We start from the raw sequence: 15,366 nt of genomic DNA, 5'->3' as shown, positions 1-15,366 counted from the left end.
AAGTATGGTTGATTTAGGCGCGGACAAAAAGGTTTCCACGCCGTTTCCGGCCATCGTGGGCCAGGAGCCGCTCAAGCGCGGGCTGCTGGCGCTCGCGGTCGAGGACGGGCTCGGCGGGACTCTCGTCCGCGGGGAGAAAGGCACCGCCAAGTCGACGGCGGTCCGGGCGATGGCCGACCTCCTGCCGGCACAGCGCGCGGTCGCGGACTGTCCGTACGGGTGTCCACCGCCCGGCGCGGACGACGCGGACGACGCGGCCGACGAGGCGGCCGTCGACAGCTGCGAGGCGTGTCGCGAGCGCGACGATCCGCCGGTCGAGACGCGCCCCACGCCGCTGGTGACGCTTCCACTCGGGGCGACCCGTGACCAGGTAGTCGGAACGCTCTCGGTCGCGGACGCGCTCGCCGGCGAGGCGGAGTTCGACCCCGGTCTGCTGGCCCGCGCGAACCGCGGCGTCCTCTATGTGGACGAGGTGAACCTGCTCGACGACCACCTCGTCGACGTGCTGCTGGACGCGGCCGCAATGGGGACCAACCGGGTCGAGCGCGACGGCGTCAGCGTCAGTCACCCCGCCGAGTTCACGCTGATCGGGACGATGAACCCCGAGGAGGACGAGCTCCGGCCGCAGCTCCGCGACCGGTTCGACCTCTGTGTCGAGGTGACCGGCAGCGACGACCTCGACGACCGCGTCGAGATCCTGGACCGCGTCGTCGACGGGGGCGGGAACGGTGACGGTGACGCAGACGCGGACCGCGACCTCCGGGAAGCGTTCGCCGACGAGACCGCCACCCTTCGGGACCGCGTTCGCGACGCCCGCGAGCGACGCCCGACGATCCCCGACGGGTTCAAACGTGACATCGCGGCGCTGTGCCGCGACGCGGGCGTCGACGGCCACCGCGCGGACTTCGCCGTCGCCCGCGCCGCCCGCGCGTTCGCCGCGCTCGACGGCCGACCGAAGGTGATCCGGTCGGACGTGGTCGAGGCCGCGGAGTACGCGCTCGCCCACCGGCTACGGAGCCGCCCGTTCGAGGACGCTCCCGACCCGGACGAGGTCGTCGACGACCACTTCGACGACGAGGGGACCGGCGAGGCGGGGGACGACGCCGACGGAGAAGCCGACGAGAAGGAGGACGGCGACGCCGGCAGAGAGGGCGACGAGTCGGCGGACGAGTCGGGAAACGGCGACCGGCCCGGTGAGGACGACTCCCGGGCCGGCTCCGACGCCGACTCCGACGAGGGATCGGGTGAGGAAACGGACGGGGAAGCCGACGGCGCCGACCCCGCCGATGCGGACCCGAGAGCGGCGAACGCGCCCGACGAGCCACTGGAGGGCGGGAGTGACGGCGACGACCGGGACGGCGACCACGGGGACGACGACGACCACGCCGACGACGGCGACGAGTCGGCAACTCCCCTCGTCCCGGGCGCGGCGCGGGCGGGAGTCGGCGAGGCGACCGCGCCCGACGTGGAGACACCGGCCCCGTTGGGGAGCGCCGCGGCCGAGGCGGGTGGGCGCGGCGACGCGGCACCGTCGCCGGAGGGACGCGGCGCCACGGTCCGAACGGAGCCCGCGGACGGAACGGGCGCGGTCGACCCGGCGGCGACCGTGCGCACGGCGGCAAGGGAGGGCCGGTCGCGGCCGACGGAGGACGACCTCCAGCAGGCGGTCCGGACCGGCGACGCGCGCACCCTGACCGTGTTCGTCGCGGATGCCAGCGCGTCGATGGCGCCGGCGATGCGCGCCGCGAAGGGAGTCGCCATGGAGCTGTTGAAGGACGCGTACGCCGAGCGCGACGAGGTGGCGCTGGTCGCGGTCGGCGGCGACGACGCCGAGACGCTGCTGCCGCCGACGGACAGCGTCTCGCTGGCGGCCCGCCACCTGAAGGAGCTCCCCTCGGCGGACCGGACCCCCCTCCCGGCCGGCCTCGACGCCGCGACGGCGATCGTCGAGCGCGAGGACCCCGGCAGCGCGCTCGTCGTCGTCGTGTCGGACGGGCGCGCGAACGTGGCGGACGGGAGCCCGACGGCCGCGACGCGGGAGGCCGCGCGCAGACTGGGAGCGACCGACGCCTCGGTCCTCGTCGTCGAGGCCGGAGACTCCCGGGCGGGGCTCCTCGGCGTCGTCCGCGAGGCGACCGACGCGCGAGGGATCCCCCTCTCCGCGCTCTCGTCCGATGCCGTCGCGGACCACCAGTAAGGTTGTGCTCGACCGGCAGTTTTACAAACTAGATTGTCCTTCTTCAACTCGACTTTCACATGTCGACGAACTCCGACACCGTCGCGGACCGGCTCGCCACGGCGCGCGCGCAGGTCGACCCGACGACCGCGCTCGCCGCCATCGCGCTGGTCGCGGCCCTCGGCTTCACGCTCGCGTTCATGCAGGAACCGCTCGCGCACGACGCGCTCCACGACTTCCGGCACGGCGCCGGGATCACCTGCCACTGATGATCGACCGACTGAAACGCGGCGTCGCGGCCGGTGCGCTCGCCGGCGCCGCCTACGGGCTGTTCACCTGGCTGGTGGTCTCCCCGCTCGTGGGGTATATGGAACATCTGGCGCATCACGACCACGGGCACGGGCACGGCCACGACCACGCCCACGTCGTGAGCGAGGCGACGACGGCCGTCGTGAGCGCCGGCGGTGGCGTGCTCTGGGGGATCCTCCTCGGTGCGGCATTCGGCGTCGCGCACTACCTCTTCGAGCCCGCGCTCCCCGGCGGCGACCTCCGGCACTACGTGCTCGCGGGAGCCGGCTTCCTCGCCGTCTCCGTCGCCCCGTGGACGGTACTCCCGCCGGTCGCACCCGGCATGGAACAGCTGTACGGCTCCGGGGTTCGCGTCCCGCTGTACCTCGGACTGGTCGTCCTCGGCGCGCTCGTCGCGGCCGCGAGCGTCCTGGCGTACGACCGCATGACGGCGACGCGGGGTCGAGCCGCCGGCGTCGCGGCCGCCATCATTCCGCTCGCCGGACTCGGTGCCCTCTCCGTTCTCGCCCCGACCACGCTCGTGCTGGGCGACGCGCCGGCCGACCTCGCGGTCGCGTTCCAGTGGCTCGTCGTCCTCGGTCAGGCGGCGCTCTGGACGCTGATCGCCGCGAGCTATCGGGGGTTCGAGCGCCGGACCGCCGGCGGTAGCACGACCGGTACGACGCCGGCGGCACACCCCGCCGACTGATGGAGCGACGCACCAAGCGGATGCACGAGCGCGGGCTGGAGACGGTCGTGTTCGTCTGCACCACCGCCCGCGACGACCACGCCTGCTGTGCCGACGTCGCGGGCGCCGCCGTCGCCGACGCCGCCCGCGACTGGCTCCGGGAGCGCGACCGCTACTGGACGGAGGTCGCCGTCGCCGAGACCTCCTGTCTCGGGATGTGCAGCGAGGACGGCGCCGCCGTGCTCGTCCAGCCGGCCGACGAGTGGTTCGCGAACGTCGGCGTCGAGGACGTGCCGGCGCTCCTCGGGGAGACGCTTCCCGATCGGGAGGTCGCCGGCGAGGCGAGCGACTGAGACGTTCCGCCCCGAGAGGACGCCAACTGTTCCCGACTGGTCGAGTTCACTGATAGACTGCGGGAGTACGTGTATCACGTGGGCGGGTGCGGCATTTATAAGTGGGACGCTGGTGGTGTTGTTCGCCTTTTATAAGCAGAGACTGGTCGGTGAGTTGCTGGTGCGACGCTGGTGAGGACCGCCGGCAAAGCCCCAGCCAGCTCCGGTCGAGGGTTCCGGAAGACGGTCCGGCTCGCTGCTCACGGCTTCGCCGTTCGCTATCGAGAGCTCCCTCCGGTCGCTCTCGCATTGCTCGCCGGCTGCGACTTCCGTCGTCCCGCTCGCAGGCTCGCGGGACCCTCGCTGCGCGCTCAAAAGGGCTCGCGCTGCTCGCCCTTTTGAGTGCTTACGTCGGCCGTCTTCCCGGAGCTGGCTGCCCCTTTGAGTCCCACCCGCCCAGCACTGCAACCGCACCTCACACCTCCCCAGCCTCGGCCGACGACGGCCGCGGGACCGCACCGCCGCGGCCGCCGCCGGCCTCCCTCGCGCTCCGGCTCGCGCCAGCGGGCGCTCGCCGGGCGCGCCACCGCAGTTGTTGTCTGTCCGTGAGCAACCCACGATTCCACGGGCGCGCTGCTATTCGGTGCGCAAGGGACTTTTTGAACTTGAACGCCGGCGAGCGCCGTCGCTACAAGCCTTATAAATGGAGAAATCGGGTGTGGTGGCGCTCGGCGACGAGTTACTCGTCGTCGACCGCAACGTCCTCGGAGTCGACGTCGACGGCGGTCTCCTCCTCGGCGGCGACCTCCGCGGGGCGCGCTTCGAGGGTCAGCTTCTGGACCTCGACGCGGCGCAGCGGGTAGATCGTCTTCGCCTCGCCGTAGATGGCGGACGAGAGGTTGCCGTCCACGATGGCGTCGACGAACGCCTCGAAGGTGCGCTCGTCGGCGGCGTCGTGCACCTTGTCGATCATGACGCGGCGGATCGCCTTCTCCTGGGAGCGGTCGGCCTTCTTCGTCGTCAGCGCAACGGGCTGGACGCGGAGCCGGTAGTCGTCCGTCGTCAGCACCGTGATCGACGCCTCGACCTTCGAGGCGCCGCTGCGGACGAGCGAGCGCAGGTAGTCCCGCGTGAGCTCGTACGTGACGAACTCGGTGTAGGCCGTGTCGCTGCCCACGTCGGTGATCTTGAACGTGAGCTTCGTGTTGTTCGCGCTCGAATCGCCGGTGAGCTCGCCGAGCGTCGTCGTCAGCGTGCGGCCGACGACCTGGTCGGGCTCCTCGGCGAGCGTCTCGCCGATCTCCTGACGGTCGAACTGTTCGGGCGCCAGCACGGAGTACCAGCGCTTCTCTCCTCTACTCTTGGATACGGATCGTTCACTCATGTGTTGTGGTGTGTGTCGGTGGTGTCGGTTGCGGAGCCGTTCCCGGCTGCGCCGGCGTCGGCTCCCCCGTCCCGGTGCGTGCGTGCACGCGCCGCGACGCGGTCCGCGACCTGCAGGTTCACCACGTAGTCGTCCACGGTCGACCGAAGGCCGCCCGTCGTCTCCCGCTCGATCTCGCAGACGCACGCGTCGCCGTCGACGCGCGCGTCCATCGAGTCGGTGTTGTCGGGGGCGAGCGCGGCACGGACGAGCTCGGCATCGGCGTGGGTGGTCCGAACGGTTGCCGTCCGGGCCCCCGGCTCGCCACCAGCCGTCTCGCGTGCGTTCTCGCTCATAGTGCCCCCCGGAGCGCGGCGAGCGCCTCCGTGCCGTCCCCCTCGACCGAGAGCCCGCCGTGGTCGGCGGTGCCCCAGCCCTCGCCGCCGACCTCGGCGGCGACCTCCCGGCAAACGTCTCCGAGCCCCGTCGGCTCGACGGCGGCTGCCGCGAGCGTCCCCGCGTCCTCGGCGAGCGCGACGGCGACCGGCTCCGGCGACCGGAAGTCGCGACAGAGCCGGGCGACCGTCGGGAGCACCGCCTCGGGCGCGTCGACGCGAGCGACGACACAGCCGTCGTACCGGCCGGTCGTCGCCGAGTCGAGCGCGCGGTGGGCGGCGAGCCCGTGGTTGCGCCAGCCGTCGACGGCCGCGGTGCGGAGCTCGCCGCGCGGGTCGTCCGCGAGCGCGAGCGCGACGGCGGTCCCGGGTGCCTCCCGGGACAGCGCGTCGAGCACGTCGGCGTAGCCGCCGACGGTCGCGAACGGCGCAACGTCTTCGGGCGTCGCATACGGGCGAAGTGCCCGTTCGACTGCGGAGGCGGCCCGCTCGCTCGCATCGGGTGCGGCAGCGACCTCGACGGCGACCAGCGACGCGAGGCGTCGGTGGGCGTCGTCGTCGAGCTCCGCTGGCAGCTCGAGCTCGGCGAGCATGGCGCGCGTCGCCTCCGGGTCGCCCGAGAAGGGCGCCCGGAACAGCGTCGACGCCGAGAGCCCGTCCGAAAGGTCCGCGGTCGGAACCGCGACGCCGGGGCGACGCTCGACGACCGACGCCTCCTCGGCGGCCGCGAGCGCGTCGCCCGAGCCGTCCGTCCCGGGGACGGAGCCGGCGGCGACGACGCCCGCGAGCGCGAGCACCGGGTCGGGGTCGGCACCCAGCTCGCCAGCGACCGCGAAGGCGGTCGTGCTTGCCGGGCAGCCCTGGCCGGAAATCGCGTTCTCACCCGTCTCCGTCCCGACGGTGACGACGACATCGTCGGACACGTCGGTGTGGGGAGTCGGGTCGCGCGAAACCCGCGCCTGGAACGGCACGCCGACGGCTCGCAACGCGTTCGCGAGCAGGCCGGCGGCCGCGACGCTATCCCCGTCGTCCGCGGCGACGAGCCGGACGAACGGCGCGTCAGCGAGGACGCCGGCGAGGGCGTCGGGCGTGGTCGTGGCGGCGGTTTCGGTCACGGGTGGTGTGGTCGTGGGGTCGGTGGGGTCGGTGTGGATGCGGTTCTACGTGGGTCCGCGTGGTGGTCGCGTGGTTACTGGTCGAGCAGCTCGGCGGCGTTCTCGTAGGTGTACGTGAACTCCTCGTCGAGCTCGTCACCGCGGTAGTAGTTGACGAGACGGCGGATCTTCGACTCCGTGTTCTGGAGTGCCCGCTTGTTCTGGTGGTCCTGCTCGTTTTCCGCCATGTGCTTGCGGAGGTTGACCGCGCGAGCCATCAGGTTACGGAGGTCCTCCGGCAGGTCCTTTTTCGCGTCGTGCTCCTCGAGGATCTCGGTGACCTTCTTGCCGGTCGCCAGCTTGACGTCCGGCACGGGGGTGCCTGTGACGCCCTCGTCACGCAGCTTGAGGCCGATGACGCTGGGGTCGTGGCCCTGCTCCGCCAGTTCGACGACGCGGGACTCGATGTCCTCGGCGTCGACGTCGCTCCACTCCGGGTTCTCGTCCGTCGCCGGTTTGTCCGAACCGGACGAACCGCGACGGCGCGTGTGCATTCGTGACATTGGTCTGTAATTGGAACGGCACAACCACATGACGTGACCGCGGCTCCGCGCTGCGCGGCTGTCGGTGCGCCGGCGGGCTCGCTCGATAACGAGCGAACGTGCACGCCGAGCGCGCCGGCCGCGCGGCCGGAGCGACGGTGCACTGCTACAATCCCAAGCCGTGGGCGAAATCGTCCCCGGCGGGTCGGATTTGCAGCTGTGCTGTTCCCGTTCATGGGGTCGACGCCGGCCCTCTTAAGGGTGTTCTTGTGCGTCCGGACGCCGCGAATCCGACACAACCGGGGGGCTTTTTTAGCCAACCCGCTAATGGTTGCCCGTGCTATCGGTCGAGCTGCATACCCACTCCGAGCTGTCCCACGACGGGCGTGACCCGGTCGACCTCCTTCTCGAACAGGCGGCGGCGATCGGGCTCGACGCGCTCGCCGTGACGGACCACGACGAGATCGACGCCAGCATCGAGGCGGCCGAGAAGGCCCCCGACTACGGGCTCGTCGGCATCGTCGGCATGGAGGTGACGTGTGCGGCCGGCCACGTGCTCGCGTTCGGCATCGACGAGCTCGTCGAGCCCGGACTCCCCTTCGATGAGACGCTCGACCGGATCCACGAGCAGGGGGGGATCGCCGTCGTCCCGCACCCCTTCCAGAAAACCCGCCACGGCGTCGCCGCCCACGTCACGGACGAGGCGCTGGCGAGCGCCGACGCCATCGAGGTGTACAACTCCCGGCTGTTCACGGGGCGAGCCAACCGGCAGGCGGAGAAGTTCGCCGTGAAAAACGGGCTGCCGATGACCGCCGGCAGCGACGCCCACATCTCGGAGATGATCGGCCAGGCCGTCACCGAAGTCGGTGCCGACGAACGCTCGGCCGACGCGATCCTGGAGGCGATCGCCGACGGGCGCACCAGCGTGATCGGCAAGCGCACCCCGTGGCACGTCTCCGTCCGCCAGTTCGCCGGCGGCGCGAAGCGTCGGGCGCTCCGCGCGGTCAGGGATCTGCGATGACCGCGGATCGTCGCGGCGGGGATCATCCAGGGGGGCCAAACGACGAGAGTTCCGGAGCCACGGAGCGCTCCGAGGATGCCGGCGAGACCCGGCTTCGCGGGGCCGACGCCGCGCTCGTCGACCGCTCGCTCGCCGCGAACGACCCGTTCCCGGGCGGACGCGGCTTCGCGGGGCGAATCGCGGACTCGCCGGAGTTCGACTCGCCGATCCTGGTCCGTGACGTGCTGGGGCGCGAGCCGCTGTTCGTCGAGCGCGAGGCTCGGCCGCCGACCGACCCGGGCGCGTGGAGCTTCGACCGACGAGACCTCTCGGAGCCCGAAGCGCTTCCCGCGGGCACCATCGCGACCACGGAGCGGAGCCTGACCGGGTGGACGCTTCCCGACCCCGACCCCGCACCCCCTGACGAGGCGCAGGCCGCCGTGGACGAGGCCGTGCGCGCGGCGACCGCGGACGTGGACGATTCCGGGCTGGCGGTCGCCTTTTCGGGCGGCGTCGACTCGGGTATCGTCGCGTCGGCCGTGCCCGGCGCTCCCTGTTACGTCGCCGGCTTCGAGGGCTGTCACGACCTGGCGGCTGCGCGCGACGCCGCCGACGAGATGGCCCTCGATCTCCGTGTCGTGGAGCTCACCCACGATGACGTTGTCCGGGCGATCCCCGAGATCGCCGCCGCAACCGGCCGGCAAAACGCGATGGACCTCAACATCGCCGTCCCGTTGTATCTGGCCGCGGAGGCAGCGGCCGCGGACGGCTTCGACCGGCTCGCCGTGGGGCAGGGCGCCGACGAGCTGTTCGGCGGCTACAGCAAGGTCGTCGAGCCCGCCGAGGACCACCGCGTCGAGGCCGACACCGTCCGCGGCGCGCGCATGGAGACGGTGCGAACGCTCCCCGCCCAGCTGGAGCGCGACGTGCTCGCGCTGCGGGCGGCTGGCGTCGACCCCGTCGCGCCGCTGCTCGACGACCGCGTCGTTGCCGCCGCGCTCGACCTCCCGGGCGAGCTGCTCGCGACGCCGGACGAGCGCAAGGTCGCGCTGCGACGAGCTGCCGAGGGACTCGTTCCCGAATCGGTGCGAACCGCGGACAAGAAGGCCGTCCAGTACGGCACCTACGTCGCCCGCGAGATAGACCGACTCGCCCGGCAGGCGGGCTATAAGCGACGGATGGACGACCACGTCGGCCAGTATATCGCGTCGCTCATCGAGAAGTGAGCGGTTGGGACGGCGTTCGTGGCCGGCGACGACGACAGCCACCGCTGAGAGAGCGGCGTCGCTGTGCGAATGGAGCGTGACGAAAAGCCGGCCCGCAAGGGCCGACGCTGACCAAGCCGCCGTGGAGTACCAGTCCTGCGGCCGACGCCCATGGAGGGCGTCATCGAAACCGTACGTGTGGACAGTATAAAATACGGGGCGTGGTGACAAATTTGGCGCCGAATACGGACAAAAACGGATCGGATGCGGTGATCGACGACTCCTCCGAAAACGATCGTCCGGAAAGCCGGCGAGCGATGCCCCGAAACTCGAACGTTCGTCGCTTCTCCCGTGATCCGTCCGCCGCGTTATCGCACCAGGTACGGGTCGTTACCCGCGATGAACCGGCCGAGGTCAGTCTCCCGCCGGAAGTCGGTCGACTGGAGCTCCCGCAGGCTCTCGACGAGGCGCTCGGCGTCGCCGTCAGCCCAGTCGCCCGGGTGTTTGATCGGGACGACGAGCCACCCGGAGCCGCGGATCTCCTCGGCGTGGAGCGCGTCCATGTCGACCTCCGTTTTCCACGCCTGCGCGGTGTACGTGCGCAGCACGCGGTCGGTGGCGGTCGCGCCGACGGGGAGGAGGACGTGGGCCGCGATGGCGCGGAGCTCGGCGTCGAAAAAGCGGTCCATGTCGTCGTACTCGGCGTCCGTCGGGGTGCGGCCGCCGTCGAGCGCGCACATGTGGAGGTACGAGAGGAACGTCGAGCCGGCCATCAGTGGCTCGCCGTCCCGGCCGGCCTCGGTCGCGTTCGTAACCGTGCCGTCGTCGACGGCGTCTACGTTCCCGGCCCCGTTCGTCGCGGCGCGCGCCTCGATGACGCCGGCGGCGCTCTCCAGCAACCTGGCCTCGGCTAACGCCGACAGGAACGTGGTCGACCACTCCTCCCCGGTGAAGGGGATGCCGTCCGCGAGCCCGCCGTGGACGCCCGGATGGTCGCCGACCACGTGGAAATCGGCGTTCGCGTCGCCGTAGCCGGGAACGTAGCGATCGCAGTCGGGTGTCATCCCGAAGGGATTCCGCGTTCGGTCCGTAACGTTTCTCACGCCCGGGTGTAGGCCGTCCAGCGGTAATAAGCGGTTCCGATCGGAGCGATAGTAACCCACTTGAGGGTCGGGTGTGAGAGTCGGGACATGCATGTGGTCATCATCGGCGCCGGCGAGGTCGGCACGACCATCGCCGCCAACCTGGCGTCGGACCACGAAGTCGTCGTCATCGACAGCGATGACGAGCGCGCGGAGCAGCTCAAATACGAGCTCGACGTGTTGACCCTCACCGGCGACGGCACCCACGACTCCATCCAGGAGACCGCCGGCGTCGCGGACGCCAACATGGTCATCGCGTGTACGGACGACGACCTCACCAACCTCGTGGCTTGTGGAACGGCCAAGACGCTCGGTGACCCGTTCACCATCGCGCGCACGAGACGGACCGAGTACCTCCGCACGTGGGAGCGCGAGCAGACCGCCTTCGGCGTCGACTTCATGGTGTGTACGGACCTCCTCACCGCCGAGAACATCGTCCGGGTCATCGGCCTTCCGTCCGCCGTCGACGTGGACCCCTTCGCCGGCGGACTCGTCCAGATGGCGGAGTTCGAGATCCCCGACGACAGTCCGGTCGCCGGCCAGACGGTCGCGGAGGCCGACCGGTTCGAGTCGCTCACCTTCGCGGGGCTGTTCCGCGACGGCGAGATGATCCTGGCACGCGGTGACACGGAGGTCCGCGCCGGCGACCGGGCGGTCGTCATCGGGAGCCCGGAGAGCGTCCAGTCGTTCGCGATGGACATCGAGCCCGAATCAACGCCTGATGCGGCCGACGAGATCGTGGTGGTGGGTGGATCGGAGGTGGGGTATCAGACCGCCCGACTGCTGGAGGAGCGCGGCCTCAAACCGCGGCTGATCGAACAGGACACGGAGCGAGCGCGCTGGCTTGCAGAGAACCTTCCGGACACGCTGGTGATGGAACACGACGCGACCGACACCGAGTTCCTCGCGCGCGAACACGTTGACGAAGCCGACATCGTCGTCGCCGCGCTCGCCTCCGACGAGCAGAACCTGCTCGTCTCCGTCCTCGCCAAGCGGCTCGGCGTCGACCGGGTGGTGGCCGTCGTGGACAGCGGTGACTACGTCACCCTGTTCGAGGAGATCGGCATCGACGTGGCGGTGAACCCCCGGATGGTCACCGCCGAGGAGATCACCCGGTTCAGCTACGACAGCGTCGCCGAGAACATCGCCGTGCTGGAGGGCGACCAGGCGGAGGTGTTGGAGCTGGAGCTGACGGCGGACTGCAGGCTGGTCGGCCGGCCGATCAGTGAGGTGGTCGCGGACCTGGACGCGGACCTGGTGATCGGCGCGATCACCCGTGGCCGCGAGCTCGTGACACCCAGAGGTGACACCGTGCTCCAGCCGGGCGACCACATCATCGTCTTCGTGGAATCCGCGTTCGTGAGCGAGCTCACCGGGATGACGTGACCATGTTCGACGACGTTCGCATCCGGGTGGACTGGCGGGCCAGCGTCGACCTCACCGGTCAGGTGTTGCTGTATCTGACGGCGCCGCTGGCGTTTCCGCTGTTGGTCGCCGTCTACTACGGCGAGAGCGTCCTGCCGTTCGTCGCCGCCATTCTCGTGTCGCTCGCCGGCGCCGGCGTCTGCCGGGTGCTCGCGGACCCGGACGAGAACCTCGGCCCGCGAGAGGCGTTTCTCGCGGTGGCGGTGATCTGGCTGCTGGTCGCCGCCGTCGGCGCGGTCCCGTTCGTGGTGGCGGGCGCCGGCAACATCGCCCACCCGCTGAACGCGCTGTTCGAGTCGATGAGCGGCCTGACGACGACGGGCGCCACCGTGATCCTCGATTTCGACGTCCACTCGCAGTCGGTGCTGATGTGGCGGCAGGTGATCCAGTGGCTCGGCGGGCTCGGGATCCTGATCCTCGCAACCGCCGTCCTCTCCGAACTCGGCGTCGGTGGTGCACAGCTGATGGAGTCCGAGACGCAGACTCGCGACGTGAACAAGCTCACGCCCCGCATCTCGGAGACGGCACGCCTGATATGGGGACTGTACGTCGGGATCACGCTCTCGGCGATCGCCGTGCTGTTCGCGCTCGGCGCCGTCTACGACCCGCAGATGGACCTGTACAACGCGGTCGCACACGCGTTCACCTCCGTGGCGACCGCCGGCTTCTCCCCGCAGCCGGAGAGCGTCGGCGCGTTCCATCCGGCGATCCAGTGGGCGATCATCCCCTTCATGGTGCTCGGCTCGACGAGCTTCGTGCTGCTGTACTACTTCTTCAACGGCGACCCCTGGCGCCTGCTGAAAAACGAGGAGTTCCACTTCTATCTGGGCGCACTCGGCGTTCTGTCAGGCATCGTCGCCGTCGTCCTCCTCTCCGACGGCGGGACGGAGTTCGGCGTCGAAGCCTCCGTCCGGCACGCCGTCTTCAACGTCGCGTCCATCGTGACGACCACCGGCTACGCCAGCACCGACTTCGACCTGTGGGTGCCGGCCGCCAAGTACGCGCTGTTCATGGGGATGTTCATCGGTGGGATGGTCGGGTCGACCACCTGCTCGATCAAGTCGCTGCGGTGGCTCGTCGCGCTCAAGGCGTTCCGGCGGAACCTGTTCACCAGCGTCCACCCCGAAGCGGTCCGTCCGATCCGGATCTCGGGGCGTCCCGTCGACGAGGGGACGATCCGCGACATCTACGCGTACATCCTGTTGAGCCTCGTCATCTTCGCGGCGCTCGCCGTCTTCATCGTCGTCGACACCCAGCGTGGCGCGCCGGGCGTGTTCACCGAGTTCGAGGCGATGGGCGCGGCGGCGTCGACGTTCCTCAACATCGGGCCGGCGTTCGGCGAGGCGGGGCCGTACGGCTCCTACGCCGAGTTCCCGGCGATGACCCGTGCCGTGATGGTCGTGTTGATGTGGATCGGCCGGATCGAGATCATCCCGGTGCTTGTGCTGTTCACGAAGGCGTTCTGGACCTCGTAGGTGGTGGAGAAAGCGCGAGGTGGACGCCGGCGAGCGCGGCCGTCATTCCCGGTGGAGCTTCCCGGCGAGGCGACCCCGAAATACGCGAGGGTCGGGGGGGGCTGAGGAACTCATCCGACGGAACGCTTATTTGAGCGAATCCACATATGTGATCCATGAGTGAGACCGATCGCCTCCAGCGCTACCTTGCAGACGAACTCGGAGAGTGCCATGACGAGGATCTTCAACGACGCCTGGCGGAGCTCGACGATCTGGAGTCCGCACTCGACGAGGAGACCGTATCGAGCGACGTGGGGGCGCTCTCAGCGCTCGGAAACGCGACCCGATATCGGATCGTTCGACTGCTCGTGGAAGCCGGCGAGGAGCTCTGTGTCTGTGAGATAACGCCTCTTGTCGATGTGAGCGACAGCGGCGTCAGTCACGCGCTCTCACGACTTGACGACGCCGAGCTCGTCTCCAAACGGAAGGATGGCCGGTGGCGAAAGTACCGCGCGACCAGCCGCGCCGTCGCGCTCCTCACGGTCCTCGACGGCTCCCGGTGATCGGCAGCGTCCGAACGGTCAGCTGGGAAACGGATGAACAGATATTTAATTGAGTACTATCTCAATTGAGCTGCTATGGAAGTCACATCCGACAACGCTGATGAAGAGCGGCATGAGCACATCCCGCTTCCCGATCCATCCAAGGACCGCGTTGAAAGTCGGAGACAGCGCGAGGGCACAAACCACGTAGGGGGGATGGGAGGTCGAACCGGTAGTTCGGACCTCGTGTTCTTCTCGGGATTTCTCCCGGTAGAGAACGGGACGGTTCTGAATGAGCGCTCAACCGAGTGGCAGGCAGAGCGGTGTTTCGACCGGCTGGAGACGCGGCTTGCAGACCGGCGATGTGACCTCGACGACGTGCTCAAACTCGAAGTTCAGGTGACCAGCGCGGCCGACGCCGACGCAGTTGAGCGCGCGTACCGCAACCGGTTCGACGGCGAACGCCCGCCACGGACGACGGTCGGTGTCTGCTCGCTGCCGGGTGGCGCACACGTGCAGTTAGATGTCGTCGCCGGCCAGGAATGAGCGCGACTGACCACGAACATGGTCCGGACTGTGGCTGTCCGAGCTGTGGCGACCCGCGGTCGATGGACTTCCTCGACAAGTATCTCACCGTGTGGATCTTCGCCGCGATGGCGCTCGGCGTCGGGCTCGGCTCCGTCTTTCCGACGATAGTCGAGCCGATCCAGGAGTACTATCTCGTCGAGATCGGACTGATCGCGATGATGTATCCGCCGCTCGCGAAGGTGAACTACCGGCAGCTCCCGCTGGTGTTCAGCAAGTGGCGCGTGTTGAGTCTGAGCCTGATCCAGAACTGGCTCATCGGTCCGACGCTGATGTTTCTGCTGGCGGTGGTGTTCTTCAGCGGGGTCGTCCCCTGGTTCCCGGCCCGTCCCGAGTACTTTCTCGGACTGATCTTCATCGGCATGGCCCGCTGTATCGCGATGGTGCTCGTCTGGAACGACCTCGCGGACGGCTCCAGCGAGTACGCCGCCGGCCTGGTGGCGTTCAACAGTCTCTTTCAGATCATCACCTACGGCGTGTACGTCTGGTTTTTCGCGCTGTTTCTCCCGCCGCTCCTCGGCCTGGAGTCGCTGGCCGCCGGCATCGGCACGTTCGACATCACGGTCCAACAGGTGTTCTGGGCCATCGCAATCTTCCTCGGGATCCCGTTCGCCGGCGGGATTCTCACCCGTCTCGGTGGCGTTCGTGTGAAGGGTGAAGCGTGGTACGCCGAGCGGTTCGTTCCGACGATCAGCCCGGTAACGCTGCTTGCGCTGCTGTTTACCGTTATCGTGATGTTTGCAACCCAGGGGGATGCGATCCTCGCGCAGCCGACCGACGTGCTCCTGTTGGCCGTGCCGCTGACGATCTACTTCGTCGTGATGTTCCTCGTGAGCTTCGGGATGGGGCGCGGCATCGGCGCCGACTACTCCACGACGACGGCGATCGGCTTCACCGCGGCCTCGAACAACTTCGAGCTCGCCATCGCCGTCTCGGTCGCCGTCTTCGGCGTCGGCTCCGGCGTGGCGTTCGCCACCGTCGTCGGCCCGTTGATCGAGGTGCCGGTCCTCCTTGCGCTGGTCAAGGTGGCCGTGTACTTCCAGCAGCGCTTCGACTGGGACGGCTACGAAACCGGCCGGCTCGACCCGACGACCCCGGTGGACGTATCGAACCCGGACCGAAACGACGACTGATT

Annotated in this window: 16 protein-coding genes; 11 read left to right on the top strand and 5 right to left on the bottom strand. The window is 69.5% G+C overall.

Going from position 1 to position 15,366, the window contains the following annotated elements; all coding sequences use genetic code 11:
* The first annotated feature begins 4 nt into the window (after positions 1 to 4).
* Genes ACYQ07_RS01680 through ACYQ07_RS01665 form a run of 4 tightly spaced genes read left to right on the top strand, consistent with a single transcriptional unit; the run spans position 5 to position 3,505 of the window.
* A complete protein-coding gene (locus ACYQ07_RS01680) occupies positions 5 to 2,197 on the top strand; it encodes a VWA domain-containing protein (protein ID WP_459876478.1) in 2,193 nt (730 codons plus the stop codon).
* A 59-nt stretch (positions 2,198 to 2,256) separates the two neighbouring features.
* Positions 2,257 to 2,445 (top strand): CbtB domain-containing protein, encoded by a 189-nt coding sequence (locus tag ACYQ07_RS01675; protein WP_459876475.1) that lies wholly within the window; start codon positions 2,257 to 2,259, stop codon positions 2,443 to 2,445.
* Positions 2,445 to 3,173: a CbtA family protein gene (locus ACYQ07_RS01670; RefSeq protein WP_459876472.1), complete on the top strand. Its 729-nt coding sequence runs from the start codon at positions 2,445 to 2,447 to the stop codon at positions 3,171 to 3,173. Before ACYQ07_RS01675 ends, ACYQ07_RS01670 begins: the two co-directional genes overlap by 1 nt.
* Entirely contained in the window at positions 3,173 to 3,505 is a 333-nt protein-coding gene (locus ACYQ07_RS01665; protein ID WP_459876469.1) for a (2Fe-2S) ferredoxin domain-containing protein, read from the top strand. The genes ACYQ07_RS01670 and ACYQ07_RS01665 overlap by 1 nt, the downstream gene beginning before the upstream one ends.
* A gap of 718 nt (positions 3,506 to 4,223) precedes the next feature.
* Here the strand turns inward: ACYQ07_RS01665 and ACYQ07_RS01660 are convergent.
* From ACYQ07_RS01660 to ACYQ07_RS01645, 4 genes are all read right to left on the bottom strand, one after another.
* Positions 4,224 to 4,868 (bottom strand): 30S ribosomal protein S3ae, encoded by a 645-nt coding sequence (locus ACYQ07_RS01660; RefSeq protein WP_459876467.1) that lies wholly within the window; start codon positions 4,866 to 4,868, stop codon positions 4,224 to 4,226.
* A complete protein-coding gene (locus ACYQ07_RS01655; protein ID WP_459876464.1) occupies positions 4,865 to 5,203 on the bottom strand; it encodes a KEOPS complex subunit Pcc1 in 339 nt (112 codons plus the stop codon). The genes ACYQ07_RS01660 and ACYQ07_RS01655 overlap by 4 nt, the downstream gene beginning before the upstream one ends.
* Positions 5,200 to 6,357 carry an exonuclease RecJ gene (locus ACYQ07_RS01650; RefSeq protein WP_459876461.1) on the bottom strand — a complete coding sequence of 386 codons (1,158 nt, stop codon included), beginning with the start codon at positions 6,355 to 6,357 and terminating at the stop codon, positions 5,200 to 5,202. Before ACYQ07_RS01650 ends, ACYQ07_RS01655 begins: the two co-directional genes overlap by 4 nt.
* Positions 6,358 to 6,431: 74 nt before the next feature.
* Positions 6,432 to 6,899, bottom strand: coding sequence for a 30S ribosomal protein S15 (locus tag ACYQ07_RS01645; protein ID WP_459876458.1), 468 nt, complete (start codon positions 6,897 to 6,899; stop codon positions 6,432 to 6,434).
* A 316-nt stretch (positions 6,900 to 7,215) separates the two neighbouring features.
* On the opposite strand from ACYQ07_RS01645, the gene ACYQ07_RS01640 reads away from it, so the two are divergent.
* Both ACYQ07_RS01640 and ACYQ07_RS01635 read left to right on the top strand, forming a co-directional pair.
* Positions 7,216 to 7,899, top strand: coding sequence for a PHP domain-containing protein (locus ACYQ07_RS01640; RefSeq protein ID WP_459876455.1), 684 nt, complete (start codon positions 7,216 to 7,218; stop codon positions 7,897 to 7,899).
* Complete coding sequence (locus tag ACYQ07_RS01635) at positions 7,896 to 9,104, top strand: asparagine synthase C-terminal domain-containing protein (RefSeq protein ID WP_459876452.1); 1,209 nt, start codon at positions 7,896 to 7,898, stop codon at positions 9,102 to 9,104. The genes ACYQ07_RS01640 and ACYQ07_RS01635 overlap by 4 nt, the downstream gene beginning before the upstream one ends.
* A gap of 347 nt (positions 9,105 to 9,451) precedes the next feature.
* On the opposite strand, the gene ACYQ07_RS01630 is transcribed toward ACYQ07_RS01635, so the two are convergent.
* Positions 9,452 to 10,186, bottom strand: coding sequence for a uracil-DNA glycosylase family protein (locus tag ACYQ07_RS01630; protein ID WP_459876449.1), 735 nt, complete (start codon positions 10,184 to 10,186; stop codon positions 9,452 to 9,454).
* Positions 10,187 to 10,273: 87 nt separating this feature from the next.
* Here ACYQ07_RS01630 and trkA point away from each other — a divergent pair, with 87 nt between their 5' ends.
* The 5 genes from trkA (at position 10,274) to arsB (ending at position 15,364) form a co-directional block, all read left to right on the top strand.
* On the top strand, positions 10,274 to 11,611 hold the full coding sequence (gene trkA, locus ACYQ07_RS01625) for a Trk system potassium transporter TrkA (protein WP_459876446.1): 1,338 nt from the start codon (positions 10,274 to 10,276) through the stop codon (positions 11,609 to 11,611).
* Positions 11,612 to 11,613: 2 nt separating this feature from the next.
* Entirely contained in the window at positions 11,614 to 13,125 is a 1,512-nt protein-coding gene (locus ACYQ07_RS01620; RefSeq protein WP_459876442.1) for a TrkH family potassium uptake protein, read from the top strand.
* Positions 13,126 to 13,280: 155 nt separating this feature from the next.
* Positions 13,281 to 13,667, top strand: coding sequence for an ArsR/SmtB family transcription factor (locus ACYQ07_RS01615; protein ID WP_459876439.1), 387 nt, complete (start codon positions 13,281 to 13,283; stop codon positions 13,665 to 13,667).
* Positions 13,668 to 13,742: 75 nt separating this feature from the next.
* Positions 13,743 to 14,192: a RidA family protein gene (locus tag ACYQ07_RS01610; RefSeq protein WP_459876436.1), complete on the top strand. Its 450-nt coding sequence runs from the start codon at positions 13,743 to 13,745 to the stop codon at positions 14,190 to 14,192.
* A complete protein-coding gene (gene arsB, locus ACYQ07_RS01605; protein WP_459876433.1) occupies positions 14,189 to 15,364 on the top strand; it encodes an ACR3 family arsenite efflux transporter in 1,176 nt (391 codons plus the stop codon). Before ACYQ07_RS01610 ends, arsB begins: the two co-directional genes overlap by 4 nt.
* Positions 15,365 to 15,366: the final 2 nt, after the last annotated feature.

This window comes from Halorubrum gandharaense (genome assembly GCF_054654575.1).
The sequence above is the reverse complement of the archived record's forward strand: the minus strand, read 5'-3'. Positions and strand labels throughout refer to the sequence as shown.

Excerpts from the sequence above, each read along its gene's own strand:
- ACYQ07_RS01635 (WP_459876452.1), top strand. The coding sequence starts at position 7,896 with ATGACCGCGGATCGTCGCGGCGGGGATCATCCAGGGGGGCCAAACGAC.
- ACYQ07_RS01610 (WP_459876436.1), top strand. The coding sequence starts at position 13,743 with ATGGAAGTCACATCCGACAACGCTGATGAAGAGCGGCATGAGCACATC.
- ACYQ07_RS01670 (WP_459876472.1), top strand. The coding sequence starts at position 2,445 with ATGATCGACCGACTGAAACGCGGCGTCGCGGCCGGTGCGCTCGCCGGC.
- ACYQ07_RS01620 (WP_459876442.1), top strand. The coding sequence starts at position 11,614 with ATGTTCGACGACGTTCGCATCCGGGTGGACTGGCGGGCCAGCGTCGAC.
- trkA (WP_459876446.1), top strand. The coding sequence starts at position 10,274 with ATGCATGTGGTCATCATCGGCGCCGGCGAGGTCGGCACGACCATCGCC.
- ACYQ07_RS01615 (WP_459876439.1), top strand. The coding sequence starts at position 13,281 with ATGAGTGAGACCGATCGCCTCCAGCGCTACCTTGCAGACGAACTCGGA.
- arsB (WP_459876433.1), top strand. The coding sequence starts at position 14,189 with ATGAGCGCGACTGACCACGAACATGGTCCGGACTGTGGCTGTCCGAGC.
- ACYQ07_RS01675 (WP_459876475.1), top strand. The coding sequence starts at position 2,257 with ATGTCGACGAACTCCGACACCGTCGCGGACCGGCTCGCCACGGCGCGC.
- ACYQ07_RS01645 (WP_459876458.1), bottom strand. The coding sequence starts at position 6,899 with ATGTCACGAATGCACACGCGCCGTCGCGGTTCGTCCGGTTCGGACAAA.
- ACYQ07_RS01680 (WP_459876478.1), top strand. The coding sequence starts at position 5 with ATGGTTGATTTAGGCGCGGACAAAAAGGTTTCCACGCCGTTTCCGGCC.
- ACYQ07_RS01660 (WP_459876467.1), bottom strand. The coding sequence starts at position 4,868 with ATGAGTGAACGATCCGTATCCAAGAGTAGAGGAGAGAAGCGCTGGTAC.
- ACYQ07_RS01655 (WP_459876464.1), bottom strand. The coding sequence starts at position 5,203 with ATGAGCGAGAACGCACGCGAGACGGCTGGTGGCGAGCCGGGGGCCCGG.
- ACYQ07_RS01665 (WP_459876469.1), top strand. The coding sequence starts at position 3,173 with ATGGAGCGACGCACCAAGCGGATGCACGAGCGCGGGCTGGAGACGGTC.